The following is a 26,217-nucleotide window of genomic DNA, read 5'->3' on the forward strand; positions in this document are numbered from 1 at the left end:
AGGCCGCTGACGCCCGCTAGGGTGGCTGCATGAGTGTTCACGCCGCAAAAGACGACTTTTCCCTGGCCGCGAACCTGGTGCGCGACGCCGGTGCGCTGGCCCTGCGCATGCGCTCGCAGGGCCTGACGGCCACTGCCAAGACCACTGTGTCCGATGTCGTGACGGCCGCCGACCACGCCGCGGAAAAGCTGGTGGTGGACAGGCTTCGCCAGCTGCGTCCGAACGACGGGATCGTGGGGGAGGAAGGCGCCAGCGTCACGGGCACGTCCGGCCGGTCCTGGGTGATTGATCCGGTGGACGGCACTTACAACTTTTTTGCCGGCTCCACGTACTGGTGCTCCGCTCTTGCCCTGAAAGCAGACGATCCGGAAGCTGTGGACGGAGATCCTGAGGTGCTGCTGGGCGCCATTTACCAACCGCAGGAAGACCGGCTGTGGCTGGGCGGTGAAGGCCATCCGGCAACCCTCAACGGGGCGCTGCTTCCCCGGCTCGAGGATGCGCCGCTGGATCGCCTCAGCGCCGGGACCTACCTGCATCCGACCTGGTTGATGCGTCCGGAGGTGGCCGGTCCGTGGACTGCTGCCGCGTCCCGGACCGCGACCATTCGCATGCTGGGGTCGGGTTCCTGTGACCTTGGCGGTGTCGCCTCCGGGCGGCTCGGGGCCTGGTTCCAGCACAGCTGCCCGGAATGGGACTGGCTGCCGGGCAAGGCAATCGTGCGGGCCGCCGGCGGCAGCACCGCCGTCGCGGTCATCAACGGCTTCCGCTGGCATATCGCGGGAACCGCCTCGGCAGTGCGCGAGATCGGCGGCGCGCTGGCTTCGGTTTAGCCGGCGGTGTGGATCCGCCGGAATGGTCAGCGGCAGCACCTAGACTTAAGAACACCATGGACTATCTTTTTGATCCGTACTTTTCAGCCGCCAAAACGGGCACTGCCAAAACGGGCACTGCCAAAACGGGCACTGCCCAAACGGACACCGCCCAAGCCGAACCCGGCCAGACGGAGTCCGCCACGACTGGCTCTGCCCGGACCGGTTCCTCGGCCGACCCCGCCCGCGACGGGGCGGAGCACCCGAGGGCTTCCCGCGTCAATGAACACCGGGCAGCGGAACTGCTGGAGGGCCTGAACCCGCAGCAGGAGGAAGCGGTCAAACACGGCGGTTCACCGCTGCTGATCGTTGCCGGGGCCGGGTCCGGCAAGACCCGCGTCCTCAGCCACCGGATCGCCTATCTGATGGCTACCGGACGCTCCAACCCCGGCCAGATCCTGGCCATCACGTTCACCAACAAGGCCGCCGCGGAAATGCGTGAGCGGATTGAGGCGCTGGTGGGCGGGGTCGCGAAGACCATGTGGATCTCCACCTTCCACTCCTCCTGCGTGCGCATCCTGCGCCGCGAGGCCAAATCGGTGGGGATGAATTCCAACTTCTCCATTTACGACTCCGCGGACTCGCTGCGCCTGATCACCCTGGTGGCCAAGGGCCTGGACCTGGATCCCAAGCGGTTCACGCCCAAAATGATCATGCACAAGATTTCGGCGCTGAAGAACGAGCTGATCGACGACGAGACCTACGCTGCCACCGCCAACCTGGCCGATCCGTTCGAGCAGGCCGTCGCTGACGTGTACAGGGGCTACACCGAGCGCATGCGTTCGGCCAACGCCATGGACTTTGACGACCTGATCGCGCAGACCGTGTACATGTTCCGCGCCTTCCCGGGAGTGGCCGAGTACTACCGCCGCCGGTTCCGCCACATCCTGGTGGACGAGTACCAGGACACCAACCACGCCCAGTACGCCCTGGTCCGCGAGCTGGTGGGGGTGCCGGGGGAAAGCAGCACGCTCGACATCCCTCCGGCCGAACTCACGGTGGTCGGTGACTCGGACCAGTCCATCTACGCCTTCCGCGGCGCCGACGTGCGCAACATCGTGGACTTCGAGAAGGACTATCCGTCGGCCCGGACCATCCTGCTGGAGCAGAACTACCGCTCCACGCAGAACATCCTGAACGCGGCCAACGCGGTGATCTCCCGCAACCCCAACCGGCCCGAGAAGCGGCTGTGGACGGCGGAGGGCAGCGGCGAGAAGATCATCGGCTACGTCGGTGAAAACGAGCACGAGGAAGCCCGGTTCATCGCCGAGGAAATCGACCGGCTGCAGGACGAGGAAAACCTGCGTCCCGGCGATGTGGCGGTGTTCTACCGCACCAACGCCCAGTCCCGTTCCCTCGAAGACGTCCTGGTCCGGGTGGGGCTTCCCTACAAGGTGGTGGGCGGCACCCGGTTCTACGAGCGCAAGGAAATCAAGGACGCGCTGGCGTACCTGCGGGTGCTGGTGAACTCCGACGACGTCGTGAACCTGCGCCGGATCCTGAACGAACCCAAGCGCGGGATCGGCGACCGGGCGGAATACTCGGTCGCTGCCCTGGCCGAACGGGAGCGCATCTCGTTCATGGCTGCCCTGCGCAGGGCGGCCGAGGCCCCCGGGCTGGCCACCCGCTCGCTGAATGCCGTCAACGGGTTCGTCAAGCTCATTGACGATCTCGCCGAAGTCGCCAACGGTTCCGGTGCGGCCGCCGCACTGGAAGCGGTGCTCGAACAGACCGGGTACCTGGCCCAGCTGCGCTCCTCGGCGGACCCGCAGGACGAATCCCGGGTGGAGAACCTCGCAGAACTTGTGGCGGTGGTCCGCGAATACGAAAAGGACAATCCGGAGGGGTCCCTGGGGGAGTTCCTCGAACAGGTCTCCCTCGTGGCCGACGCCGACTCCATACCGGACGCCCCGGAGGGCTCGGCCGAGGAAGTTGCCGCCGCCGTCGAGGAATCCCGCCGCCAGGGCGTGGTCACCCTGATGACCCTGCACACCGCCAAGGGCCTGGAATTCCCCGTGGTCTTCCTGACCGGCATGGAACAGGGGCTGTTCCCGCACCAGCGATCCGCCACCGATCCGGCGGAACTGGCCGAGGAGCGCCGGCTCGCCTACGTGGGGCTCACCCGGGCGCGCAAGCGCCTGTACATCACGCGCTCGGAAGTGCGCAGCATGTGGGGGCAGAGCCAGTACAACCCGGCCAGCCAGTTTGTCGGGGAGATCCCGGGGGACCTGATTGAGTGGAAGCGCGAGGGCATGGACCGGCCCACGTGGGGCGGTAACACCGGCTCCACGTCCAGCCGCTACGACGGCTCCTCCTGGGGCGCGGGGTCGTCGTCGGGCAACGGCACCGGAGGCAGCATCGCCGCCGCCCCCGTGTCCAAGGCCATTGGCCGGGTGCAGCCGCAGAAGGAGGTCATCTCCGTGGGAGTGGGCGACAAGGTCAACCACACGACCTTCGGCTCCGGGACGGTGCTCGCGGTGGAGGGCAGCGGCGACAAGACCGTCGCCAAGGTGAAGTTCGACGTCGGTGAGAAGCGCCTGCTGCTGCGTTACGCGCCCCTGACCAAGGAGTCCTGACCCCCGAACCGGCTGCCGTCCGCAATAACCCACCCGCCTCGATTTCTACAAACCATAGAACTGTGCGCTTAATCACTAAAGAGGTAGTCTGGGGACGGCGTTCGATGCCGAGCGACTAAAGTTCCAGTGGGGCAGACCGGCATGACGCATCTGCTTCGGCGATCATCTGATCGAACGTAAACCTACTTCGACGTAGAAGGACACTAGCCCGTGGACCTGTTTGAATATCAGGCGCGCGATATGTTTGAGGCGCACGGTGTACCCGTGCTTGCCGGAATCGTGGCGCACACTCCCGAAGAAGCAAAAGCTGCAGCCGAGAAGATTGGCGGCGTAGTCGTCGTCAAAGCACAGGTCAAGGTCGGTGGCCGAGGCAAGGCCGGCGGCGTCAAGGTTGCGAAGACCCCTGACGAGGCGTTCTCGTACGCCTCCGACATCCTCGGCATGGACATCAAGGGCCATACCGTTCACACCGTGATGATTGCCCAGGGCGCAGACATCGCCGAGGAGTTCTACTTCTCGGTCCTTCTGGACCGTGCCAACCGCAACTACCTGGCCATGTGCTCGGTGGAAGGCGGCATGGAGATCGAGGTCCTCGCCGTTGAGCGCCCCGATGCCCTGGCCCGCGTTGCCGTTGATCCCGCCGTCGGCATCGATTCCGCCAAGGCCGAAGAGATTGTTGACGCCGCAGGCTTCGCCCCTGAACTGCGTGAAGGCGTCGTCAACGCGATCCTCAAGCTCTGGGACGTCTTCGTCAAGGAAGACGCCACCCTGGTGGAGGTCAACCCGCTGGTTCGGACCGGCGCCGGCGACATCGTCGCCCTCGACGGCAAGGTTTCCCTGGACGAAAACGCAGACTTCCGCCAGCCCGGCCACGCCGAGCTGGAAGACAAGGACGCTGCTGACCCGCTGGAGGCCAAGGCCAAGGCCAACGACCTCAACTACGTCAAGCTTGATGGCCAGGTAGGCATCATCGGCAACGGAGCCGGCCTGGTCATGTCCACGCTCGACGTCGTCGCCTACGCCGGCGAGAAGCACGGCAACGTGAAGCCGGCCAACTTCCTGGACATCGGCGGCGGAGCTTCGGCATCCGTCATGGCCGCCGGCCTGGACGTCATCCTCAACGATGAGCAGGTCAAGTCGGTGTTCGTGAACGTCTTCGGCGGCATCACCGCGTGTGACGCCGTCGCGAACGGCATCGTCAAGGCCCTGGAAATCCTCGGCGACGAAGCCAACAAGCCGCTGGTCGTCCGCCTGGACGGCAACAACGTCGAAGAAGGCCGCCGCATCCTTGCCGAGGCCAACCATCCGCTGGTCACGCTGGCCACCACCATGGACGAAGGCGCCGACAAGGCTGCCGAGCTCGCTTACGCCGCTCGCTGACCCCAGCCTGTCGAACCTTTTAGAAAGAGAATCCCCTTATGTCTATCTTTTTGAACAAGGACTCCAAGGTCATCGTTCAGGGCATCACCGGCGGCGAAGGAACCAAGCACACCGCCCTGATGCTCAAGGCCGGAACCCAGGTTGTCGGCGGCGTTAATGCCCGCAAGGCCGGAACCACGGTCGTGCACGGCGACGTCGAACTGCCCGTCTTCGGCACCGTCACCGAGGCCATGGACAAGACGAACGCCGATGTCTCCATCGTCTTCGTGCCGCCGGCCTTCACCAAGGACGCCGTCATGGAAGCGATCGACGCCGGCATCGGCCTCGTCGTCGTCATCACCGAGGGCGTTCCCGTGCAGGATTCCGCCGAGTTCTGGGCCCACGCCCAGTCCAAGGTGGACGAGAACGGCAACCAGGTCACCCGCATCATCGGCCCGAACTGCCCCGGCATCATCACCCCGGGCGAAGCCCTCGTCGGCATCACCCCGAACAACATCACTTCCAAGGGCCCGATCGGCTTGGTCTCCAAGTCCGGCACCCTGACCTACCAGATGATGTACGAACTGCGGGATCTGGGCTTCTCCACCGCAATCGGCATCGGCGGGGACCCTGTCATCGGCACCACGCACATCGACGCCCTGGCTGCGTTCGAAGCTGATCCCGAGACCAAGGCCATCGTCATGATCGGCGAAATCGGCGGCGACGCCGAAGAGCGTGCGGCCGAGTTCATCAAGGCCAACGTCACCAAGCCCGTTGTGGGCTACGTGGCCGGCTTCACCGCTCCCGAAGGCAAGACCATGGGCCACGCCGGCGCCATCGTCTCCGGTTCCGCAGGAACCGCGCAGGCCAAGAAGGAAGCCCTTGAAGCTGCGGGCGTCAAGGTCGGCAAGACGCCGTCCGAGACCGCCACCCTGCTGCGCGAAGTCTACGCAGCCCTCTAGTACACGCACGCAACGCCCCCGTCGGCCGGAATTCCTCCGGACGACGGGGGTTTTTGTGCGCTTGGATATAAGCAGAAAGAAACTGATGTCTCCAACTCTTTCCCCCGGGACGGTCGCGAAACCGGTCGGGAACCGCCACCGCGGCGCGCTGGGCCGCGCCTCCTGGATTGCCACGCTGGGCGGGTTCCTGTTCGGCTATGACACCGGGGTCATCAACGGGGCGCTGCCCTTCATGCAGGCGGACCTCGGGCTGACACCGTTCACCGAAGGCCTGATCACCTCCAGCCTGCTCTTCGGGGCGGCCTTCGGCGCGCTGGTTGCCGGCCACCTCGCCGACCGCTTCGGCCGCCGCCGGCTGCTGATGGCGCTGGCCGTGGTTTTCCTGGCCGGAGCCCTCGGGACCGCCGTTGCTCCCTCCATCGGGCTGATGGTCGTCGCTCGCGTGGTGCTGGGCCTGGCCGTGGGCGGCGCGTCCGCCGTCGTGCCCATGTTCCTGTCCGAAATTGCGCCCGCCGCCCGGCGCGGACAAATGGTGACCCGGGACCAGCTGATGATCGTCACCGGCCAGCTGGCGGCCTTCACCACCAATGCCGTGATCGGCAATGTGTGGGGCGACGAGAACCATATCTGGCGCTGGATGCTGGCGGTCGCCACGCTCCCGGCCATCGCGCTGTGGATCGGCATGAAGTTTGTGCCGGAGAGCCCGCGCTGGCTCGCCGCGCAGGGCAGGTACCCGCAGATGATGGCGGTGCTGCAGAAAATCCGCAGCTCGGAGGACGCGCAAACGGAGTACGACGACGTCCGTGCCCTGGCCAGCCATGAAACCACCCGCCACGGGTCGCTGAAGGACTTCGCCGAACCATGGCTGTTCCGGGTGCTGCTGATCGGCATGGGCATGTCGGTGGTTCAGCAAATCACCGGCGTCAACGCGATCGTGTACTACGGCACGCAGATCCTGGCCGACGCCGGTTTCGGCACCGAGGCCGCGCTGACCGCGAACATCGCCAACGGCGTGGTGTCGGTAGCCGCGGCGATCCTGGGGATTTGGCTGCTGGGCAAGGTGGGCCGCCGGCCCATGCTCATCACCGGACTGATCGGTACGTCAACGACGCTGCTGCTGATCGGCGTCGCCTCCCTGACCATGGCCGAAGGCACAGCCAGAGGGTTTGTGGTGCTGTCCTTGACCGTCCTGTTCCTGGCCTTCCAACAGGGCTCCATCTCCCCGGTCACCTGGCTGATGATCGCCGAGGTCTTCCCGCTGCGGGTCCGCGGGCTCGGCATGGGGCTCTCGGTCTTCGTGCAGTGGATGGCCAACTTCGCCGTCGGCTTCTCATTCCCGATGCTGATGGCCGGGCTGGGAATTTCCAGCACGTTCTTCATTTTCGTGGCGCTGGGGATTTGCGCCATTCTCTTCGTGAAGCGGTTCATGCCGGAGACACAGGGCAAGAGCCTGGAGCAGGTGGAAGCGGAGCTGAAGGCCGCCGGAACCAAGTAGGCACTATCCGGATAGGCGCCCCAATTGAAAGGGAACCTGCCCGCCGCGGTCAACGGCGTTGCAGGTTCCCTTTCGTCGTTTCTGCCAGTAGGTTCTTAGCCCGTTGTCTGGCCGGTGCCTAGGGAACAGCCGGGTATGCCGCCACGGTCGGCAGGCTGACCGCAGCGGTGAAGCTGGTCAGCGCCGTCGCCTTGGGCGGGGCGTACACGGATGACGCCGGCGTTACCTGCAGCACCAGCCTGCTGGCGGCGGTCACGGTGTAGGAGACCTCTTCCAGCGGGATGGTCAGCGTGTGCTCTTTGCCATCCAGTACCAGCGGCACCGGCGTAACCTGATTGCCCAGCACCAGTGAGGCCCGGGCCCTGTCGATGATCTGCGCATAGACGTGGGTGCTGCCTTGCCGGGCGTATCCCCGGTAGGTCAGCGTCAGCTGCGGGGCACCGAAGACCGAGGTGGATACCGCAGGCGCGGTGATCGGCACGTTGAGTGCCGCCGGCGCTACGGCTGCTGCCACGACGGCGCCGCTGACGGCAACGGGGGAGAGCAGCAGGGAACCCTTGCCGGTGCCGGCCAGGGCGCCGGTGGCTTCGGGGTAACCCGGAGCGCCGCGCGTCACGCCCGCCTGGTCAATGAACTCGAACGCTGGGCCGGTGCTCACCGGCTGATCCTTCAGGTATTTGGCGAACCAGTTCAGCACGGCCGGGGTGATCCGGTCCGGGCCTGCCGTCGAGTTGCACAGACCGTGCCCGCCGCAGAACTGGAGCATCTTCGCGGGGGTGCCGGTGCCGCTGATCAGGGCATAGTTGCGCGTGGCCTCATTCAGGGTGAACAGGGTGTCCGCCGTCCCCTGAATGATCAGGGTGGGGGCGGTGATGGAGGTGAACATCTCCTCCGACGTCAGCGAGCTGAAGTACGCCACCGATTCAGCGCTGAGCCGGTTCGGATAGGTCAGGCCCTCCGTGCAGGCCTTGCGCACGGGGGCGGCCAGCGCACCCTGGTTGCCGACCAGTGAGCCGAGCTGGCCCAGCGCGGTTCCCTCCGCGCAGAGCAGGGCGCCCCAGCCGGTCTTGAAGGAGCCCGCCTTGTACAGGCTGGTGGTCAGGTCGTTCCAGGCGATGGTGGGGGCGATGGCGTCCACCCGCTGGTCCTGGGCGGCAAGCACAAACTGGATGCCTCCGCCATAGGACGCGCCCGCCATGCCGAGCACCGGATCGCCCGGCGCGTCCAGCCGGGCTTCGGGTTGGGCGGCGATGAAATCGATGAGCGCCTCGCCGTCCCGGCCCTCGTATGCCGGGTTGTTGACGTAGGCCTCGCCGCCGCTGAGGCCGAAGCCGCGCGGATCCCAGGTCACCACGTTGTAGCCTGCGTCGCGCAGCGGAGCGATGCCGATGGAGCCGATCAGGGTGCTGGTGGTGCTTGACGGAATCCGTGCACCCGGGAGCCCGAAGCCGGGTCCCACCATGACGGTGGGCGCCTGCTGCCCGGCGGCCAGGCCGGTGGCCGGGAAGAAGTTGGTGTGGATCGGTGTGCCGTCAAAACTGGTAACGACGACGTCGGTGCGGGACACCGGTGCGGGCGCCGGTGCGGCTAATGCGGCGGGGGCTGCGGCCAGAGACGAGCTCAGGAGCCCCGCGGCAACCGCCAGGATGCGAACGTGCTTTCTCATAGTGACCCCATTGTCGAGTGCGAGGAAAAGCCAGTTACCGGGCGGTAACTTTCGGCAGGCTACTGGGCGGCAGGAAGTCGCACAAGGGCGGAAAGAGAAGGGGTTCCACCGGGCAGCAAAAAAGGGATCCCCGGGCAAGCCCGGGGATCCCTTTGATGAAACCGGTGTTAGCGGCGCGGGCGGAGGCTGCCGCCGTCGGCGCCCCTCCGGGGTTCCCGGAAGTCGGCTGCGGCCTGCGAGGCGGCGCCCGGAACGGAAGCCGGTGCCGGAGCATCCTGCGACGTGGTGTCGTGTTCCTGAGTGGCCAGATCGAAGGTCGACCCGCCGTGCTCGTCAACGCCGGAGGCGATGGCGCGCTCCACCACGTTCTTGGTCAGCTGGCGCCGCAGGGCGATCGGATCGCGGGCCAGATCCTTCGCCAGGGCCACGGTCATCAGGAGCATCACCAGCGCAAACGGCAGGGCCGCCACGATGGTGATGCGCTGCAGCGCACCCAGTGCCAGCGACGGATCGTCGCCGCCGGCCATGAGCATCACTGCGGCAACGGCTCCGGTGAGGACACCCCAGAAGATGATGATGCCGCGCGCGGGATGCTCGGCTCCGTTCGAGCTGAGGGAGCCCATCACGATGGAGGCGGAGTCGGCTCCGGTGATGAAGAAGATGCCCACGAGCACCATGGCCAGGATCCCGACGGCCGCTGCTATCAGGTTGGGCAGGGGCAGCATGGCGAACAGCTCAAAGAGCGCTGCGTCGGTGCCTGCCGACGCAATCAGCGCGTCGGCCTCACCCGGCCCCGCGTTCTGCGCAGCGCCGATGCCGGCTCCGCCGAAGATCGAGAACCACAGGACGGTGACAACGAACGGAACCAGCAGGACGCCGGTCACGAACTGCCGGATGGTGCGTCCGCGGCTGATGCGGGCGATGAACATGCCCACGAACGGCGTCCAGGACAGCCACCAGGCCCAGTAGAAGATGGTCCAGCCGGAGAGCCAGTCGCGCATTGTCTCGTCCCCGACAGCTTCGGTCCGTGAGGCCATCTCCGCCATGTTCCCCGCGTAGTCAGCGATGGCGGAGGGAATGACATTGAGGATAAAGAGGGTAGGTCCGGCGATGAAGACGATGACCGCCAGAAGCAGTGCCAGGCCCATGTTGATGTTCGAGAGCCACTGGATGCCCTTGGAAATCCCGGACATGGCCGAGGCCACGAAGCAGGCGGTCAGGATTGCCACAATGGCCACCAGGATGGGTGTGCCGACAGTGCCGATCCAGCCGGTGGATTCCAGGCCGCTGCCGATCTGGAGTGCGCCGAGGCCCAGGGAGGCCGCGGTGCCGAACAGCGTGGCGAAGATCGCGAAGACGTTCAGGACCTTGCCCAGCGGACCGTCCACGCGTGCCCTGCCGAACAGGGAAGTGAAGGTGGAGGAAATGAGCTGCTTTCGGCCCAGCCGGTAGGTGCCGTACGCCATGGCGATGCCCACGATGGCGTACATGGCCCAGGGGTGCAGGCCCCAGTGGAAGATCGAGGTGGCCATTGCCGTGCGGATGGCTTCCGGGGTTTCCCCGTCAACGGTCCCCGGCGGCGGCGAGATGAAGTGGAACACCGGCTCGGCCACACCGTAGAACATCAGGCCAATGCCCATGCCCGCGGCAAACATCATGGAAATCCAGGAGAGTGTCTTGAACTCCGGTTCCTCATCGTCCTTGCCCAGCGGAATGTTGCCGAACCGGCCCAGCGCCAGCCACAGGACGTAGACAACAAAGAAGGAGGCCAGCAGGACGAACATCCAGCCGGTGTTCTTCATGACCCAGTCCAGCGCCGTCTGCGAGGAGGTCGCCAGCGACTCGCGCCCGAAGAAGCCCCACAGAACGAAGGCGACAGCCAGGGCGCCGGTCACGCCGAAGAGGACCTTGTCCAGCTTGGCGGGCGTCTCGGTGGTGCGGGCGGTTTCGTGTGCGCGTTCGGTTTCGCGAAGCTGCTGGAGCAGTTCCTGATCCGGGTCGGAATCCGCTTGCAGGGTCTCTGCCTGCAGATGGCGACCGTTCGATGATGCCGTTCCGGCGTCCGCGCCATGGAGGATTGCTCCGCTGCGTGCGTCCGGATCCTGCCCCGGAACGGGGGCGGGCTCAGTGATGTTAGCCATAGGCCTTCCTTGGTGTTGCTTCCTTGGTGTTAACGGAAGAAACGCCCGGCTCCCAAAGGGGAGTCGTCGGGCAAGCATGGGAGGCGGCGGCCGGGACCCGGATTCGCAGGATTATTCGTCTGCGGGCATGGCTCTACCGGGTGATGAAAGCGACGCTGCCCCTCTTCTGCGTTTCTCCCGCACCTGGTATTGGTGATGCGTAGTCCTTATTAGAGTTTCCCGCATGGCAGGGCAAGTCAAATCGCCGGGGCGGTCCTGAACGGTACCGTGCACGCTACAACGCCGTGGCCCTAGGGCATTGCGGAAACACGAGTGTCGGAGTACACACCCGCCCCGCTCGTCGTCGAGTCGATTGTCCACCCGGCCAGCAGGGTCAGGATGCGGATGCACTCGTCTTCGGCGCTGGCCAGATCGGCGGCGAGCCGGTCGGCTTCGGCCTGCAGGAGGTGCCCCGGAAGAGTTCCGGGGCTGTTTTCACTCAACAAGGCCAGGACCGGACCGGCAGCGAGCCGCTCTTCGGCCTGCAGATCCTCCACCGCGCCCTGCAGTGCGAGCCGTTTCCGGCGGATTCCGTCGACGGCAGCGGCGAAGGTCTCCAACGCCGCAGCTGCACGGACCGCAGACTCCAGAACGGACTCCCCGGCAACCCGTGGCCCGTCCAGCGCGGCGTGGACCAGATGCTGCTCGGGGGCGGCATAGGCCGCCGCCAGGAGAGACCAGTGGGAGTGGGCCCGTCGAATGGACTCACCGGCGCGGGAACTGCACTTTAGGAGCATGGCTGCCCCTTCCCGAAGCTCCGGTATGGCCGGCAGTTCAGCCGTGCCGCTCAGATCAATGAAGGTACTCATGTCAGGCCCCACTTTCCGCTGGAATTTTCGCCGGAAACAGCTTCCGGTCCGCCAAGGGCCACGGGCAGGGGCAGCCGCTTGGCCTCCAACGGCCAGGCATGAACGTGACCGGGCGGCGGCGTGATCCGCGGATTCGGGAACAACGCGGGCAGGGGCCGGGCCGGCCACCGGGGATACCAGCCGCCGGGCGGATAAGCGGGGCCGCGCCACCACGGCCCGAGGCAGCCAGGATGGGGTGGCCAGCTGCCCGGACAGGGGTAGTACAGCCGCAGCATCAAGTCCCGTGCCACGACGATGGGCGGGCGTCCCGGGAGCGCCGGCCGGAAGAGCCAAGCCGGACGCCAGGGCGGCGGACCCGGCAGCGGTGTCACGGTTCCGGAATCGGGGTCCGGCTCCGGCTCCGGCTTCTGCGGCAGCGGCTTCGGCCGTGGAGCAGGCAGTGCGCGTGCAGAACCTGAGTCCTGCCCTCCGGATTTCGGCAACGGCAACGGCGCCGGCGGTGCCGACGGAACAATGGGAAGAGCTGCAGGCGGGAGCGCTGACTCCGCGCGATGTCCTGAGGCGTCCGGGACGGCGGCTGCGGCGGCTTCAGCCCGCGCCCGCATCTCCTCGTCTGCGCGCAGATACTCGGCGACTGCCTGGTTGGCGCCCTGCACCGCATCCTCGGCACGGCTCAGGACCGACTGCAGGTTCGGAAGGATTTCCCCCGCGCCCAGGGTGGTGAAGGCACGGGCCACCCGGCTGGAACCCAGGGCGGTCGCAACGGTGTCCACACTGCGCTGGAACTCGGCGGGAACGGAGGCCAGAACCGCAAGCTCTGCCTCCGTTTTCCGGACCGCGTCCATCGCCGCAGCGGTGTCGATGTCGTAGGCAACCATGATGGATCCCTTCCTTGCCACGCAGGCCTACGCCACACAGATGATCGGTTCAAAGACGGCCCTCCCGGCAGCTGATCAGGCGAGCCGGAGAGGATCCGCGGTGCGGATCCCGGCCGGTCCGCTCAATCTAACCGAGTCGGAGAAGCGGTGATACCGAGGCGTTGTGCCTGTGGACAAGTTGGGGGTGTCGGCGGCTAGTGGCCGAAAACATCCGAATCAGAGATGGGGCCGCCGGTTTCCAGCCCGTCGAGGGACGACATGTCTTCCGCCTCGAGGGTGAAGCCGACGATGTCCAGGTTCTCCGCCATCCGTTGCGGATTGGCTGACTTGGGAATGGTGACGATGCCGGACTGAAGGTCCCAGCGCAGGACAATCTGGGCCGGGGTCTTGCCGTATTTGCCGGCCAAGGCCGTGATCAGCGGATCGTTCAGCAGCTCTCCGCCCTTGCCCAGCGGACTCCACGCCTCGGTCACGATGCCGAGGCCGGCATGGGCCTCCCTGACGTCACGGCGCGGATGGTACGGATCGAGCTGGACCTGGTTCACCTCCGGAACCAGGCCGGCGTCGGCCAGCTGCTGAAGGTGCGCGGGCTTGAAATTGGACACCCCGATGGCGCGCACCAGGCCGTCGTCCTGCACGGCCCGCATACCGCGGAAGGCCTCGACATAGCGGTTCTGCCCCGGATTGGGCCAGTGGATCAGCAGCAGGTCCACGTAGTCGGTGCCGAGCCGCTGCAGGGCGGCGTCAGCGGCCCGGCGCACACCGTCGAAGCTGTGCCATTCCTTGTTGAACTTGGTGGTGATGAAGGCTTCGCCGCGGTCCAGACCGCTGCGGCGCAGCCCCTCGCCGACACCTCTTTCATTGCGGTAGTTCTCAGCGGTGTCGAAGTGGCGGTAGCCCAGGCCGATGGCGGTCTCGACGGCGCTGGCGGCTTCGCCGTCGTCCAGCGGCCAGGTGCCCAGTCCGATCTGCGGAATCTGGGCACCGCTGGGCAGTGGCAGGACAGGAGAAAGGATGCTCATGGAAAGTCCTCACAGAAGGTGTCGTGAACTCCGCATCGTTCTCCAAGGAGCCCGCCGACGCAACCCCGCCAACGCAACCCCGCCGACGCAACCGAAGGGCTACGCCACGCCGGTGCCGAACAGCAGGCCCAGCAGATACGTGGCTCCGGCCGCGCCGAGCCCGATCGCCAGCTGCCGCAGGCCGCGCTTCAGCGGCGAGGCGCCGGAGAGCAGGCCTACGACGGCGCCGGTCATGAGCAGCGCCAGCCCCACCAGCACGCAGGAAATGATGACGGCAGCCAGCCCGGTGAAGCCGAAAATGTACGGCAGGACCGGGATGATGGCGCCGGAGGCGAAGAAGCAGAAGCTGGACACCGCAGCACCGAGTCCGGTGCCCACGCTTTCGTGTTCATCGGCGCCGTCCACTGTGGCTTCCGGATTCAGGGACAGGCTGGGGTCGCAGTCGCAGCTGTACAGTCCCATGCGTTCGGCGGCCCGGTGTTCGGCCGCCTCGCGGGACATGCCGCGTGCCCGGTAGACCAGCACCAGTTCATTGGCGTCGATGTCCAGGGATTTTGCCGCCGCCAGTGTGATCTGGGTGGGCCGGGACGCTTCCAGCAGCTCCCGCTGGGACCGCACTGATACGTATTCCCCGGCACCCATGGACAGGGCGCCGGCCAGCAAACCGGCCAGGCCGCTGAACAGGATGAACCCGCTGGACACTCCGGTGGCGCCGATGCCCATGACCAGCGCGAGGTTGGACACCAGGCCGTCGTTCGCGCCGAAAACCGCTGCCCGGAAGTTGCCGGAGAGCCGGGTCCGGCCGCGGGTTGCGAGTCCGCGCACCACTTCTTCATGGATCTGCTCATCGGCGGCCATGGCACTGGTGGCGTTCGGATCCTGCGCGTAGGGGGAGCGTCCTTCGGCGCGCTGCGCCAGGGCGAGGACGAACACCGAGCCGAAACGGCGGGCCAGGACTCCGAGCATCCGGTTGCGCAGGGATGCCTTGGCCGGGCGGTTGGCATCCTCGCCCAGCAGGTCGCGCCAGTGGGCTTCATGGCGTCCTTCTGCTTCTGCCAGGGCGAGGAGGATGTCGCGCTCTTCACCGTCGCGGCGTTCGGCAAGGTACCGGTAGGTGTCGGCCTCCGCGCGTTCGTCGGCAAGATACTGCCGCCAGCGCTTTAGGTCGGACGACGACGGCGGTTCCGGTTGTTCGGACCGTGCGTCTGCAGGTTGGGTGTTCACGATGCTCCTGGTGGGGACCGGAGCGGTTTTGGGGCTCCGGTCAGCTGTTGGCGAAACTGACCGAAGGTCTCGCTCGCCCCCTGCACTGCGCACAGCGGGTGGAATGCCGGGCCGCACGGCGGCCAGTATGTCGACAGACCTCGGCCGCATCCGCAGAACAAGTGCGCGCCGTCAGCGTTCACTAATATGGATCTGCGGGAGGGCCGGAGCTACTCCCCTTCGAGCCAACAGTCTAGCGGAGATCAATGTGAAACCTGAGAAAGGCAGCATGCAGCCAGCAGGAGGTATGTTCGGTGCCGGACCCGGCGGGACGCGGCAGGAAGCACTCCGTCCAGCGGCTAAAGTCGAGGACGTGAGTACACATGCCTCCTCAGTCCCGGCCGAGCAGATGCGTCCCTGGACGCGTCACTACGGTGACGGTGTTCCCGCCGATCTGCGCCTTCCCGACGGTTCCCTGGTGGACATGGTGGAGCAATCCATCCGCAAATTCGGGTCCAAACCGGCGCTTCAGTTCTTCGGTGCCGTCACCAGTTATCAAGCCCTTGGCGAACAGATCCGCTGCGCCGCCGCCGGCCTGAAGAAACTCGGCGTGGACAGAGGCGACCGCGTGGCCCTGGTGCTGCCGAACTGCCCGCAGCACATCGTGGCGTTCTATGCCGTCCTGCGGCTGGGCGCCGTCGTCGTCGAGCACAACCCGCTGTACACCGACCGGGAGCTGCGCCACCAGTTCGAGGACCACGGCGCCACAGTGGCCGTGGTGTGGGACAAGGTAGCGGACCGCCTGCAGTCGCTGCCGGGCGACATCCCGCTGCGCAGCATCATCTCCGTGAACCTCGTCGACAGCATGCCGCTGGCCAACCGCCTCGCCCTGAAGCTGCCCGTGCCCGCCGTCCGCAAGCTCCGTGCCACCCTGACCGTCGCCAAGGCTCCGCGCAGCGGCACCCGAACCGTCGTTCCCTGGAAGAAGCTGCTCGATCACCGGCCGCTGCGCCGCCGGCATCCCCGGCCGGAGGCCTCGGACCTGGCGGTCATCCAGTACACCAGCGGCACCACGGGTTCCCCCAAGGGGGTCATGCTCAGCCACGGCAACCTGATGGCCAATGCTGCCCAGGGACGCGCGTGGGTGCCGGGACTGCGCCCGGGCAAGGAGACGTTCTACGCGGTGCTGCCCATGTTCCATGCGTACGGGCTGACGCTGTGCCTGACCTTCGCGATGAGCCTTGGCGCGCGTTTGGTGCTGTTTCCCAAATTCGATGTGGACCTGGTGCTCAAAGCCGTGAAGAAGACGCCGCCCACGTTCCTGCCCGCGGTGCCGCCGATCTATGAGCGCCTGGCAGCCGAGGCAAAGGAGCGCGGTATCTCCCTGAAGGGTGTGCGCTTTGCGATCTCCGGTGCCATGAACCTGCCGGTGGAGACCGTGGAGGCCTGGGAGGAAGCCACCGGCGGTTATCTGATCGAGGGCTACGGGCTTACCGAAACCTCTCCGGTGGCGCTCGGCAATCCCATGGGCCCCACCCGCAAGCCCGGAACCGTCGGCGTGCCGTTTCCGCTGACTGACATCCGGGTGGTGGATCCGGAGAATCCGTACCTTGACCGCCCGCAGGGTGAACAGGGCGAACTCCTGATCCGCGGCCCCCAGGTGTTCCAGGGGTACTGGAACAAGCCGGCCGAAACCGAGGCCGTACTGCTCGACGGCGGCTGGTTCCGCACCGGCGACATCGTGTCCGTGGACGATGATCACTTCGTCACGATCCGGGACCGCATCAAGGAGCTGATCATCACCGGCGGCTTCAACGTGTCGCCCACCGAGGTCGAGGAGGCGCTCAAGCGGCACGAAAGCGTGACGGACGCCGCCGTCGTCGGCATTGGCAAGGAGGGCGGGGGCGAGGACGTGGTGGCCGCCGTGGTCCTGAAGAAGGACTCCCACTTCAACCCGGAGGACCTCCGCCACTACGTCCGCAGCGAGCTGGCGGCCTACAAGGTGCCGCGCCGGATCGTGCAGATCCAGGACCTGCCGCGCTCGCTGATCGGCAAGGTGATGCGCCGGCACGTCCGCGACCACATCACCGGGCCCGGAACCGTCACGGGCAGCACCGAGGTCCCTCCCGAGAGCAAGTCATAACCCGCTCCGCCATACTCATCAACCGCTCCGCCAACAGGAAGACCAGGCACATGCCCAGAACACCGTTACCCGAACAGCGTCAGGCCGCCGATTCCCCGCAGCGGTACTGGAGCGGCGCCCTGGGCCATGCCGGGCAGCGTTCGGCTCAGATCCTGCTGGTGCTGATCCTGGCGGGCGTGACGATCTACGGGTTGATGCAGGTCACCCTGGTGGTCATTCCGGTGCTGCTGGCCCTGATTCTGGCAGCGGCCATCTCACCGTTCGTGAATTGGCTGCGCCGCAAGGGCTGGCCCAGCGCACTGGCCACCGGCGTCTCCTTCCTGCTGCTGCTGGCAGCGTTCGGCGGCCTGGTCACCGGCATCGTTTTTGCCATCCGCAGCGAGTGGAGCTCGCTGGTGGACCAAGCGGTCAACGGCTTCAATGAGCTGTACACGCTCATCCAGGACGGGCCGATTCCGGTGGACAACTCCACCATCGAGAACGCCCGCGATGCAGCGATTGGCTTCGCGACCAGCTCCACGGCCGGCAGCGGCGCACTGGCCGGCATCGGAGCGGCGACGAACTTCGTGACCGGTTTCCTCCTGATGGCAGTGGTGCTCTTCTACTTCCTCAAGGACGGCGACAAGATCTGGGCGTTCTTCCTGCGCTGGTTCCACGGCGAAAAGCAGGAGAAGGCCCGCCTGTCCGGCGCCCGCGCCATGGAGGTGCTGGGCGGTTACGTGCGCGGAACCGCCATTGTGGCAGCGGTGGATTCGATCTGCATCGGTGCCGCCCTGTTCATTTTGCAGGTGCCGTTGGCGCTGCCGCTGTCAGTGATCGTGTTTGTCGGTTCGTTCATTCCGCTGGTCGGCGCGACGGCGGCCGGAGTGCTGGCTGCCCTGATCGCCCTGGTCGCCAACGGCCCCCTGGTGGCCCTGATCGTGGTGATCGTGATCATCGCCGTCAACCAGCTCGAAGGCAACTTCCTGCAGCCGGTGGTGATGGGCCGGACGCTGAGCATCCATGCGCTGGTGATCCTGCTGGCACTGACCGCCGGAACCATCCTGGCCGGCATCATCGGTGCCATCCTCTCCGTTCCGATTGCCGCGGTGTCCTGGGCGATTATCAAGGTGTGGACCGGAGAGGACGACGGCGACCCCGACGACGTCGCCGAACTTCCGGAACCCGAGGATTCCGAGTCCGCTGACGTCGCCAAAAACGACTGACGGCACAGAGAAGGACTGGCGTCGCCGAAGGACTGACGTTGCAGAAAAAACTAGGGCCCTAGCCGAAAACGGACTAGGGCCCTAGCTGTCTTAACGCTCCTGGCCGGCCGGGATTGATGCGGCCGGACCTGCCGGCGTGGGTTCAGCCGGACCGGATTCAGCCGGGATCCCGCGGCCGGCGACCCGGTCCTCCCAGGCCCGCATGACGCCGGCGTCGGTACGCGCGGTGAGCAGCGAGCCGGCAATGTACGCCGCGGCGGAGGCCAGCAGCCCGAAGTAGATGGGCTCATTGGCGTAGATTCCGTCGTACTGCTGCTCGGCGGTGATCTCCAGGAAGGCCATGGTCCCCAGGGTCACCGCGGTGCCGGCGGCCATGGAGAGCGCGGCGCCGAATCCGGTTCCCCGCTTCCAGACCAGTCCGCCGAGGATGCTGACGAGCAGCCCGCCCACCAGGATGTCGTAGGAGATCGTCAGGGCCGCCACCACGTCCTGGACCGCTATCGCCAAGCCGATGGCCACCAGGCCCAGCCCCAGGACCCAGGCGCGGTTCTGCGCCACGGAGTGCTCGGGGTTCTCCGCGGTCTCCGGGCCGGCAGCGGCCTGCTGCGTGCCGGAACCGGCAGTGTTGCGCCCCTTGAACCAGCCGGCCACGAAGGGCACGACGTCGGCCCGGGCCACTGTGGCGGCGGCGATCAGCGCGCCGGACGCCGTGGACATCATGGCGGCCACTGCCGCGGCGAGGACCAGGCCGCCGAGTCCCACGGGAAGAATGCTGATGGCCACGTCGGCGTACACGTCATCCTTGGAAGCGACGGCGGGCAGGACCACGCTTGCGGCCATGCCGATCACTGCGCCGGCCACGCCGTACAGGATGCAGTAGATGCCGGCCGCGGTGCCGCCCCAGCGGGCAATCAGCGGGGTTCGTGCCGTGAAGACGCGCTGCCAGATGTCCTGCCCGATCAGCAGTCCGAGGGTGTAGACCACGAAGTACGTGATGATGCTCTGCGCCCCGATGCCGGTGAGGCTGAAGAACTCGGCGTCGACCCGGTCCCGAATGCCGTCCCAGCCGCCGGCGGCGTTGATGGTGAACGGCAGCATGAGGGCAAAAACGCCCACCGTCTTGATCACGAACTGGACCATGTCCGCCAGGGTGATGGACCACATTCCGCCGATGGTCGAGTAGACCAGGACCACGGCGCCGCCGACTGCGATCGAGACCCAGCGCTCCCAGCCGAAGAGGACCACGAAGATGGTCGCGTAGGCGCCGGTCGACGTCGCGCACAGCATCAGCGTGTAGGCGAGCATCACGATCGAGGACGCCTGGGTGGAGCGGGTTCCGTAGCGCAGCGTGAGCATCTGCGAAACGGTGTAGATCTTCAGTTTCTGCAGTGTGGATGCGAAGAGCACGCTCAGGAGCAGGACGCCCGCTCCGATGGCCACCACCAGCCACATGCCTGAAATGCCGTAGGTGTATCCAAGTCCCACACCGCCGACGGTGGACGCGCCGCCCAGCACCACAGCGGCCATGGTGCCGGTGTAGAAAAGGGGACCCAGCCTGCGGCCGGCCACCAGATAGTCGCTGACATTCTTGGTTCGGGATTTGCCCCACCAGCCGAAGGCCAGCATGCCAACGAGGTAAGCCACCACGATGGCGGTATTGAGGTGTTCCATGAGATTCCTGCCGTACGCCGGGCTTGAGAGTATGCTCCCAAGTAAACATTTGTTGTCCCGTAGGCTAATTCAGTGAAGGTCCGCCGTCAATGATGACTGCCGCCGCTGCCGGCGGTTTGGCCGCTCTCGATATGCTCTGAAAAGATACCCCGCGACTTCGCGGCGGGAAAGCCGCATATGAGAGGACGATTTTTGTCATGAAGGCCTTGCCCGTAGAGCCCTCGAATGCGCCGGTGGCCATCGGCCCGAGGATCCGCCTCGCGCGGCAGGCGCGCCGGATGACCATCGAGCAGGTAGCCGTGGCAACCGGCCTCACCAAGGGCTTCCTGAGCCGGGTGGAGCGGGATCTAACCTCGCCGTCGGTGGCTTCCCTGCTGACGCTGTGCCAGGTGCTGTCCATCTCCATCGGAGACCTCTTCACTGCCCCGGCCACCGAACTGACGCGGTGGAATGATGCCCCGTCGGTGAATCTGGGCGGAACGGGAATTACCGAGCGGCTGGTGACTCCGCGGACAGAACGCCGGGTGCAGGTGATCCGCGCCGTCATTGCGCCGCGCGGCTCCGGCGAGACGGACCTCTACTCGGTGGACTGCGACGTCGAAGTGCTCCATGTGGCCCGGGGCCGCTTCGTCCTGGTGTTCGCCGGTGAGTCGATGGAACTCTCCGAAGGCGACACGGTGACGTTTCCCGGCCAGGAGCCCCACTCGTGGAGCAATCCCACCGATGACGAGGCCGTGGTCCTGTGGACGCTGGTCAGCCCGGCGGCCAGCTGAGCCGCCGGGACCAGATGAGCAGAAGCGGCTAGGCCGGCTGGTGGACGGACGTCGGAGTGGTGATCCGGTTGAGGTAGTCCACGGCTCCGGTGATGTCGATCCCCTTGGAGCGGAAGCCAATGTGGCCGTCCGGGCGGACCACCAGCAGCTCGGGACGCCGGACGCTCAGTCCCAGGCGCGCGAAGGCCAGTCCGCTGATGTCCTGGATTTCGTTGGGGCTGTCGGCTGCCAGCCGGCTGCCGACGTTCAGGCGCTGGACGCTCAGCCACGGTGACAGGCGGCCCAGGGCGTTGTGCAGCCGAAGCTGCGTGTCGGCCGGCCAGCCCCGGCCGCACAGGAGGATGTGGAAGCCCGGGGTCGCGAGGATTTCGTGCAGGCGCATTTCCCGGCCGTTGTCCCGGACCACGGCGTCGGGCAGCCGGTCTCCGGCCTTCGGCCCGGCGGTGATGAAGGCCGGCAGGCGGGCATCGCCGGTATCCACCATGTCGCTGCCGCGGTACTGGGTGTCCAGCTGGGAAACCGTGCGGAACAGCCGGGCGCGCAGGGCCTTGGACCCGGAAGCCTTCGGTGCGAGGGCCGGCAGCAGCTTGGTGCGGGGAAGCTTCAGCAGGTTGCTGCGGCTGGAGGCAAGCCGGAAGAGCCGGTCGGTGAACTGGAGGACTCCCTGCCCCACCGGCCGCCGTTCGGCGTCGTAGCTGTCAACCAGTTCATCGGAGGCCAAGCCGCGGGCACCCAGCGCCAGTTTCCAGCCCAGGTTCAGCGCGTCCTGAATGCCGGTGTTCATGCCCTGAGCCGCCACGGGGGAGTGGACGTGCGCGGCGTCGCCGGCCAGGAACACCGAGCCGGACTGGTAGTACTCCGCGATCCGGGAGGAGAGCTTGAAGGTGCTGATCCACTCGGGATCCTTGAGCGTGACCGTGCCTCCGGTGAACTTGTCGGCGATGGCCTGCAGCGATTCGAGGGTGGCGTCGGAAGTGTCGCCGTGCTCCTTCATGCCAACCAGCCGCCAGGTGGCAGGGCTGCCCAGCGGGAACAGCAGCATGAAGCCGTCCTCGTTGATGTAGGAGTGCATCAGGCCCGGCTCGACGCCGTCGGCTTCGAGGTCGGCAAGCACGAAGTCTCCGGGGTAGCCGCTGCCGCGCCAGTCCATGCCCGCCTTGGAGCGCACGGTGCTGTTTGCGCCGTCCGCGCCGACGACGTACCGGGCGCGGACACGTTCGATGCCCCGGTCCAGGCGCTGGATCTTGGCCTCCATGCCGGCGAAGGGATCTTCAGGATCCAGCCGTGCCAGATCCTGGAATTCGACGCCGTGTTCCACCCGGACACCCCGCGCCTGCAGGTGGGAAAGCAGGGCGTGTTCGGTGTCCGCCTGGGAAAGGAAGAGCAGGTGCTGGAACTCGGAGTCTTCGCTGCCGACGTCGGCCAGATCCACCGGGATGGTCTGCTCCGGCAGGTGCAGATGCAGGCCGCGTGCCGGATGGCCGGCTGCGGCCAGGGCGGCGCTGAGGCCGAACGGCCGAAGGGCTTCCAGGGTGCGCGGCTGCAGGGCCAGCGCCCGCGAGTGGTTTGACCGGGCCAACTGGCGGTCGATGATGCGGAAACTGGTGCCGAAACTCTGCAATTGGGCCGCAAGGGCCAGTCCCGTGGGCCCCGCGCCCACGATCAGGACGTCGACGTCGAAGTTACTGTCCGCACTGTGCTGATAAGCCGCCATAGTGACAGCCTAGTCTTGACGTGAGCCCCGGTTCCACTTTAGCCTCAGGGGAAACACTTGATGCCTATTAGGCAACGCCTGCGAGGGGGTCGGTCCGCCGGCCTTTCCGGACGCGTTTGCAGGGTCCCGCCGCACAGCGGCGGAACCGGAACTGGAGAAACCACCATGCAGAACCCCCCGCGGATCACCGCCAACGGCAACCTCGGACCCATTGACGCGGCGCAGGTGCCCCGTTATGCCGGACCCGCCACCTACGCGCGGCTGCCGCGCCTGGACGAGGTGCAGCGCGCGGATGTCGCAGTGGTGGGGGTTCCCTTTGACACCGGAGTCTCGTTCCGCCCCGGCGCCCGTTTTGGCGCGAACCACGTCCGGGAAGCGTCCCGGCTGCTGCGCCCGTACAACCCGGCACTGGACACCTCGCCGTTCGAAAACCTGCAGGTGGCCGACGCCGGCGACATGGCGGTCAACCCCTTCAACATCAACGAGGCCATCGAAACCATCCAGGCCAACGCGCTGGACCTCACCGAAAAGGGCACCAAGCTGCTTACCCTGGGCGGGGACCACACCATCGCCCTGCCGCTGCTGCGTGCCGCCACCGAGCGCGCCGGATCACCCGTGGCCATGCTGCACTTTGACGCCCACCTGGATACCTGGGACAGCTACTTCGGCGCCGAGTACACCCACGGCACCCCGTTCCGGCGCGCTGTGGAGGAAGGCATCCTCGACACCGAGGCCATCTCCCACGTGGGGACCCGCGGCCCGCTCTACGGAAAGCGGGATCTGGAGGATGACCGCCGCTTCGGCTTCGGCATCGTTACGTCCTCCGACGTCTTCCGGCAGGGCGTGGACGAGGTGGTGGCGAAACTCCGCGACCGAATCGGAAACCGCCCGCTGTACATTTCCGTCGACATCGACGTCCTGGATCCGGCGCACGCGCCGGGAACCGGCACTCCGGAAGCCGGCGGCATGACCAGCCGCGAACTGCTGGAAATCCTTCGCGGCCTGCGCGGATTGAACCTGGTGGGCGCCGACGTCGTCGAGGTGGCGCCGGCCTACGACCATGCCGACATCACCGCAGTTGCGGCCTCCCATGTCGCCTACGACCTGATCACCCTGATGGGACTCTCGGAGTGAGCGCCGGAGCGGAACAGGACGCCGTGCCCGGCGCCGGAACCCCGACGGGCAGGATCCGGGACGAAGAAATCCCGAACGCTGTGCCTCCGGTTGTCGGAACGGCGGTGCGCAACGGCGGCGACTTGGTGGTCGAAACCCTCTCCGCGCTCGGCGCCACCACCGTCTTCGGCATCCCCGGCCAGCATGCGCTGGGACTCTTTGATGCCCTGTCCCGCTCCGACCTGCGATTTGTCTCCTCCCGGGTGGAGAACAACTCGGCGTTCGCCGCTGACGGCTTCTCCCGGGCCACCGGGCAGGTGGGCGTGCTGTTCCTGTCCACCGGCCCCGGCGCCCTGACCGCGCTGGCCGGTTTGCAGGAGGCCTACGCCACCGGCGTGCCGATGGTGGTGGTGGCCAGCCAGATCCCGATCGAGGGCCTCGGAGCCCGGCGCCGCGGCATGCTGCACCAGTTGGACGACCAGAAGGCCTCGGCAGCGAATGTCACTAAGAGCCAGCGGCTGATCCAGCACGCCTCCGGCATTCCCTCGGCCATTCAGGACGCCTGGACCGAGGCCATCTCCTCGCCGATGGGGCCGGTGTGGCTGGAAGTTCCCCAGAATGTCCTGCTGAACCCGGTGATGGTGCCGGCGGTCGAGGACGCCCTGGCCGAGCCTTACGACAATCCGCCCCGCACGGAACTGGTCAAGGAGGCTGTGCGCTGGCTCGCCGCCGCACAGCGGCCGGCGATCATTGCCGGCGGCGGCACCCGGCGGGGCGGGGCGGAGGCGGACCTGCTGGCGCTGGCCGAAACGCTGCGGTCACCGGTCATCTGCACTCCCGGCGGCAACGGAGCCTTCCCTTGGAACCATGAGCTGTCCCTGCAGTCCTGGATCGAAGACCGGCACACCACCGAGGTTCTCGAAGATGCCGACGTCCTCGTCGTCGTCGGCTCCTCGCTGGGTGAGGTGACCTCCAACTACTTCACGCTCCAGCCGCGGGGCCGGATTATCCAGATCGATGCCGAGCCGCGGGTGCTGGAGTCCAACCAGCCGGCGCTGGGCATCCGTGCCGACGCCGGCCAAGCACTCGCGGCCCTCAATGAAGCACTGGGTGAAGCCCTCACGGCTTCGCCCCGGTCGACTCCGGACTGGCACGAACCGGACTGGCACGGGCAGGGACCCGAGCAGCTGGTGGCGGAAACCCTGGCCAAGGTCGCCGCACGGTTGGACGCCCAGGATCTGGCCATGGAACGCCGGTTCATGGCCGACATCCGGGCCGCGGTTCCGGCCGGCATGCAGACCTTCTGGGACATGACCATCTCCGCGTATTGGGCCTGGAGCTGCTGGGACGCGAAGTCCGGCCAGTTCCATTCCGCCCAGGGCGCCGGCGGGCTGGGCTACGGCTATCCGGGGGCAATTGGCGGTGCGGTGGGTCTGGGGGAGCGGGTGCTGGCCGTCTCCGGCGACGGTTCGGCCATGTACTCCATTGCCGAACTGGCCACCGCCCGGCAGCACAACCTTCCGGTCACCTGGCTGATCGTGGACGACGGCGGTTACGGGATCCTGCGCGAGTACATGGTCGAGGCCTTCGGCAAGGCCACCGCCACGGAACTTGCCGGCCCAGACTTCGTGAAGCTGGCCGAGTCGTTCGGCGTTCCGGCACGCCGGACGGCGCCCGACGGCGTCCGGCAGGCCTTGGAGGAATCGCTCGCCGCCGAGGGGCCCAACGTCGTGGTGGTGGAAGCCACGATCGGCCTGTTTGCGCCGACACATCTGGCGGGCTGAGGCCCTGGCGGAAAAATCGTCCGTTTCGGGCAGCTTCGACCGTTTCTCGGCGCCGCCGTTCCCCCGCACTCCTTGTTTCCGGCCGGCGTTCGCTGGTTCCGAGGTTCCTCCGTGCCCTGTGCTCCGGCCGGGGTTCACTGGTCCCGGGATGGTGCGCCTTTGTTCCGGCCGGCGTTGGCGTTCGCTGGTGCCGGGATGGCGCGGCCTTGGCTGATCCTTCGTGCGGACGGCCTGAGCGCGTTGGTCGTGGTTCTGCCGCCATTCCAGGCATTTACTGCCATTTCGGGCATTTACTGCCGGTCCGCAGCGGCAGGAAATGCCCGGAACGGACGAATCTGCCCGGAACGGACGATTTTCCGGCAGTTGCGGGGCCCTAAGAACGACTTCGGGTGCTCCGAGGGTGTGTACAGAGGAGCCGAGGGGGTGCGCAGCCTCGGTGGAATTCTCTCGGGCAGATCAGGTCGTCCAACCCCCGAAATCAGCCCTTTTGAGCGCATTATCTGCACGAGAGATTTTTCTCCGGGGTCGTTAGGGGCCTTTATCTGCACGAGAGATTCGTCGAGAGCGCAGGCATGGCGGGGTTGGGGGAGGCGCGGCTCGCCCACCCACAGAGGCACCCCGGTTCCGGCCGCCTGCAGTCGCTCAGGTTCCGCCCCCCACAGAGGCGCCCAGGTTCCGGACGCCCACACAGAGGCACCCCAGGTCCCACCGCGGCACACTGAATGTGACCCCGGGACGCCTGCAGGCCTCTGGTTCCCCCGGACGATTTGCCCTGGACGATTTCCCCTGGGCGGT

Annotated in this window: 18 protein-coding genes; 10 read left to right on the forward strand and 8 right to left on the reverse strand. The window is 66.8% G+C overall.

Annotated features, from left to right (window positions below; translation table 11 throughout):
- The first annotated feature begins 29 nt into the window (after nucleotides 1–29).
- The 5 genes from QNO08_RS02360 (at nucleotide 30) to QNO08_RS02380 (ending at nucleotide 7,261) form a co-directional block, all read left to right on the forward strand.
- The gene (locus QNO08_RS02360; protein ID WP_229968120.1) at nucleotides 30–830 is read left to right on the forward strand and encodes an inositol monophosphatase family protein; all 801 of its coding nucleotides are present in this window, start codon (nucleotides 30–32) and stop codon (nucleotides 828–830) included.
- 56 nt (nucleotides 831–886) lie between these two features.
- The gene (pcrA, locus tag QNO08_RS02365; protein ID WP_229968122.1) at nucleotides 887–3,445 is read left to right on the forward strand and encodes a DNA helicase PcrA; all 2,559 of its coding nucleotides are present in this window, start codon (nucleotides 887–889) and stop codon (nucleotides 3,443–3,445) included.
- 210 nt (nucleotides 3,446–3,655) lie between these two features.
- On the forward strand, nucleotides 3,656–4,825 hold the full coding sequence (sucC, locus tag QNO08_RS02370; protein WP_229968124.1) for an ADP-forming succinate--CoA ligase subunit beta: 1,170 nt from the start codon (nucleotides 3,656–3,658) through the stop codon (nucleotides 4,823–4,825).
- Between the two features lie 38 nt (nucleotides 4,826–4,863).
- Nucleotides 4,864–5,766 (forward strand): succinate--CoA ligase subunit alpha, encoded by a 903-nt coding sequence (gene sucD / locus QNO08_RS02375; protein WP_229968126.1) that lies wholly within the window; start codon nucleotides 4,864–4,866, stop codon nucleotides 5,764–5,766.
- A gap of 85 nt (nucleotides 5,767–5,851) precedes the next feature.
- On the forward strand, nucleotides 5,852–7,261 hold the full coding sequence (locus QNO08_RS02380) for a sugar porter family MFS transporter (RefSeq protein ID WP_229968128.1): 1,410 nt from the start codon (nucleotides 5,852–5,854) through the stop codon (nucleotides 7,259–7,261).
- Nucleotides 7,262–7,379: 118 nt separating this feature from the next.
- Here QNO08_RS02380 and QNO08_RS02385 read toward each other — a convergent pair whose 3' ends face one another.
- The 6 genes from QNO08_RS02385 to QNO08_RS02410 form a co-directional block, all read right to left on the reverse strand.
- Nucleotides 7,380–8,927 carry an alpha/beta hydrolase gene (locus QNO08_RS02385; RefSeq protein WP_229968130.1) on the reverse strand — a complete coding sequence of 516 codons (1,548 nt, stop codon included), beginning with the start codon at nucleotides 8,925–8,927 and terminating at the stop codon, nucleotides 7,380–7,382.
- A gap of 167 nt (nucleotides 8,928–9,094) precedes the next feature.
- Nucleotides 9,095–11,068, reverse strand: a complete 1,974-nt coding sequence (locus QNO08_RS02390) for a BCCT family transporter (protein WP_229968132.1) — start codon at nucleotides 11,066–11,068, stop codon at nucleotides 9,095–9,097.
- A gap of 290 nt (nucleotides 11,069–11,358) precedes the next feature.
- Nucleotides 11,359–11,916: a hypothetical protein gene (locus QNO08_RS02395; protein ID WP_229968133.1), complete on the reverse strand. Its 558-nt coding sequence runs from the start codon at nucleotides 11,914–11,916 to the stop codon at nucleotides 11,359–11,361.
- Nucleotides 11,913–12,794, reverse strand: coding sequence for a DUF6507 family protein (locus tag QNO08_RS02400; RefSeq protein WP_229968135.1), 882 nt, complete (start codon nucleotides 12,792–12,794; stop codon nucleotides 11,913–11,915). The genes QNO08_RS02395 and QNO08_RS02400 overlap by 4 nt, the downstream gene beginning before the upstream one ends.
- A gap of 194 nt (nucleotides 12,795–12,988) precedes the next feature.
- Nucleotides 12,989–13,816 (reverse strand): aldo/keto reductase, encoded by an 828-nt coding sequence (locus tag QNO08_RS02405; RefSeq protein WP_229968137.1) that lies wholly within the window; start codon nucleotides 13,814–13,816, stop codon nucleotides 12,989–12,991.
- Nucleotides 13,817–13,915: 99 nt separating this feature from the next.
- Entirely contained in the window at nucleotides 13,916–15,040 is a 1,125-nt protein-coding gene (locus QNO08_RS02410; RefSeq protein WP_229968139.1) for a VIT1/CCC1 transporter family protein, read from the reverse strand.
- A gap of 286 nt (nucleotides 15,041–15,326) precedes the next feature.
- Here QNO08_RS02410 and QNO08_RS02415 point away from each other — a divergent pair, with 286 nt between their 5' ends.
- Entirely contained in the window at nucleotides 15,327–17,162 is a 1,836-nt protein-coding gene (locus QNO08_RS02415) for a long-chain-fatty-acid--CoA ligase (RefSeq protein WP_442860547.1), read from the forward strand.
- A gap of 50 nt (nucleotides 17,163–17,212) precedes the next feature.
- The gene (locus tag QNO08_RS02420) at nucleotides 17,213–18,367 is read left to right on the forward strand and encodes an AI-2E family transporter (protein WP_229968141.1); all 1,155 of its coding nucleotides are present in this window, start codon (nucleotides 17,213–17,215) and stop codon (nucleotides 18,365–18,367) included.
- Between the two features lie 90 nt (nucleotides 18,368–18,457).
- Here the strand turns inward: QNO08_RS02420 and QNO08_RS02425 are convergent, their stop codons facing one another.
- Nucleotides 18,458–20,038 (reverse strand): sodium:solute symporter family protein, encoded by a 1,581-nt coding sequence (locus tag QNO08_RS02425; protein WP_229968143.1) that lies wholly within the window; start codon nucleotides 20,036–20,038, stop codon nucleotides 18,458–18,460.
- Nucleotides 20,039–20,235: 197 nt separating this feature from the next.
- Between QNO08_RS02425 and QNO08_RS02430 the strand changes: the two genes are divergently transcribed.
- Nucleotides 20,236–20,811: a helix-turn-helix domain-containing protein gene (locus QNO08_RS02430; protein WP_229968145.1), complete on the forward strand. Its 576-nt coding sequence runs from the start codon at nucleotides 20,236–20,238 to the stop codon at nucleotides 20,809–20,811.
- A 28-nt stretch (nucleotides 20,812–20,839) separates the two neighbouring features.
- Here QNO08_RS02430 and QNO08_RS02435 read toward each other — a convergent pair whose 3' ends face one another.
- The gene (locus QNO08_RS02435; RefSeq protein WP_229968147.1) at nucleotides 20,840–22,525 is read right to left on the reverse strand and encodes an FAD-dependent monooxygenase; all 1,686 of its coding nucleotides are present in this window, start codon (nucleotides 22,523–22,525) and stop codon (nucleotides 20,840–20,842) included.
- A gap of 165 nt (nucleotides 22,526–22,690) precedes the next feature.
- Between QNO08_RS02435 and speB the strand changes: the two genes are divergently transcribed.
- Nucleotides 22,691–23,659, forward strand: a complete 969-nt coding sequence (gene speB / locus QNO08_RS02440; protein WP_229968149.1) for an agmatinase — start codon at nucleotides 22,691–22,693, stop codon at nucleotides 23,657–23,659.
- Nucleotides 23,660–23,712: 53 nt separating this feature from the next.
- Nucleotides 23,713–25,422 carry a thiamine pyrophosphate-binding protein gene (locus tag QNO08_RS02445; RefSeq protein ID WP_442860548.1) on the forward strand — a complete coding sequence of 570 codons (1,710 nt, stop codon included), beginning with the start codon at nucleotides 23,713–23,715 and terminating at the stop codon, nucleotides 25,420–25,422.
- Nucleotides 25,423–26,217: the final 795 nt, after the last annotated feature.

The sequence above is a fragment of the Arthrobacter sp. zg-Y820 genome, assembly GCF_030142155.1.
Lineage (GTDB): Bacteria > Actinomycetota > Actinomycetes > Actinomycetales > Micrococcaceae > Arthrobacter_B.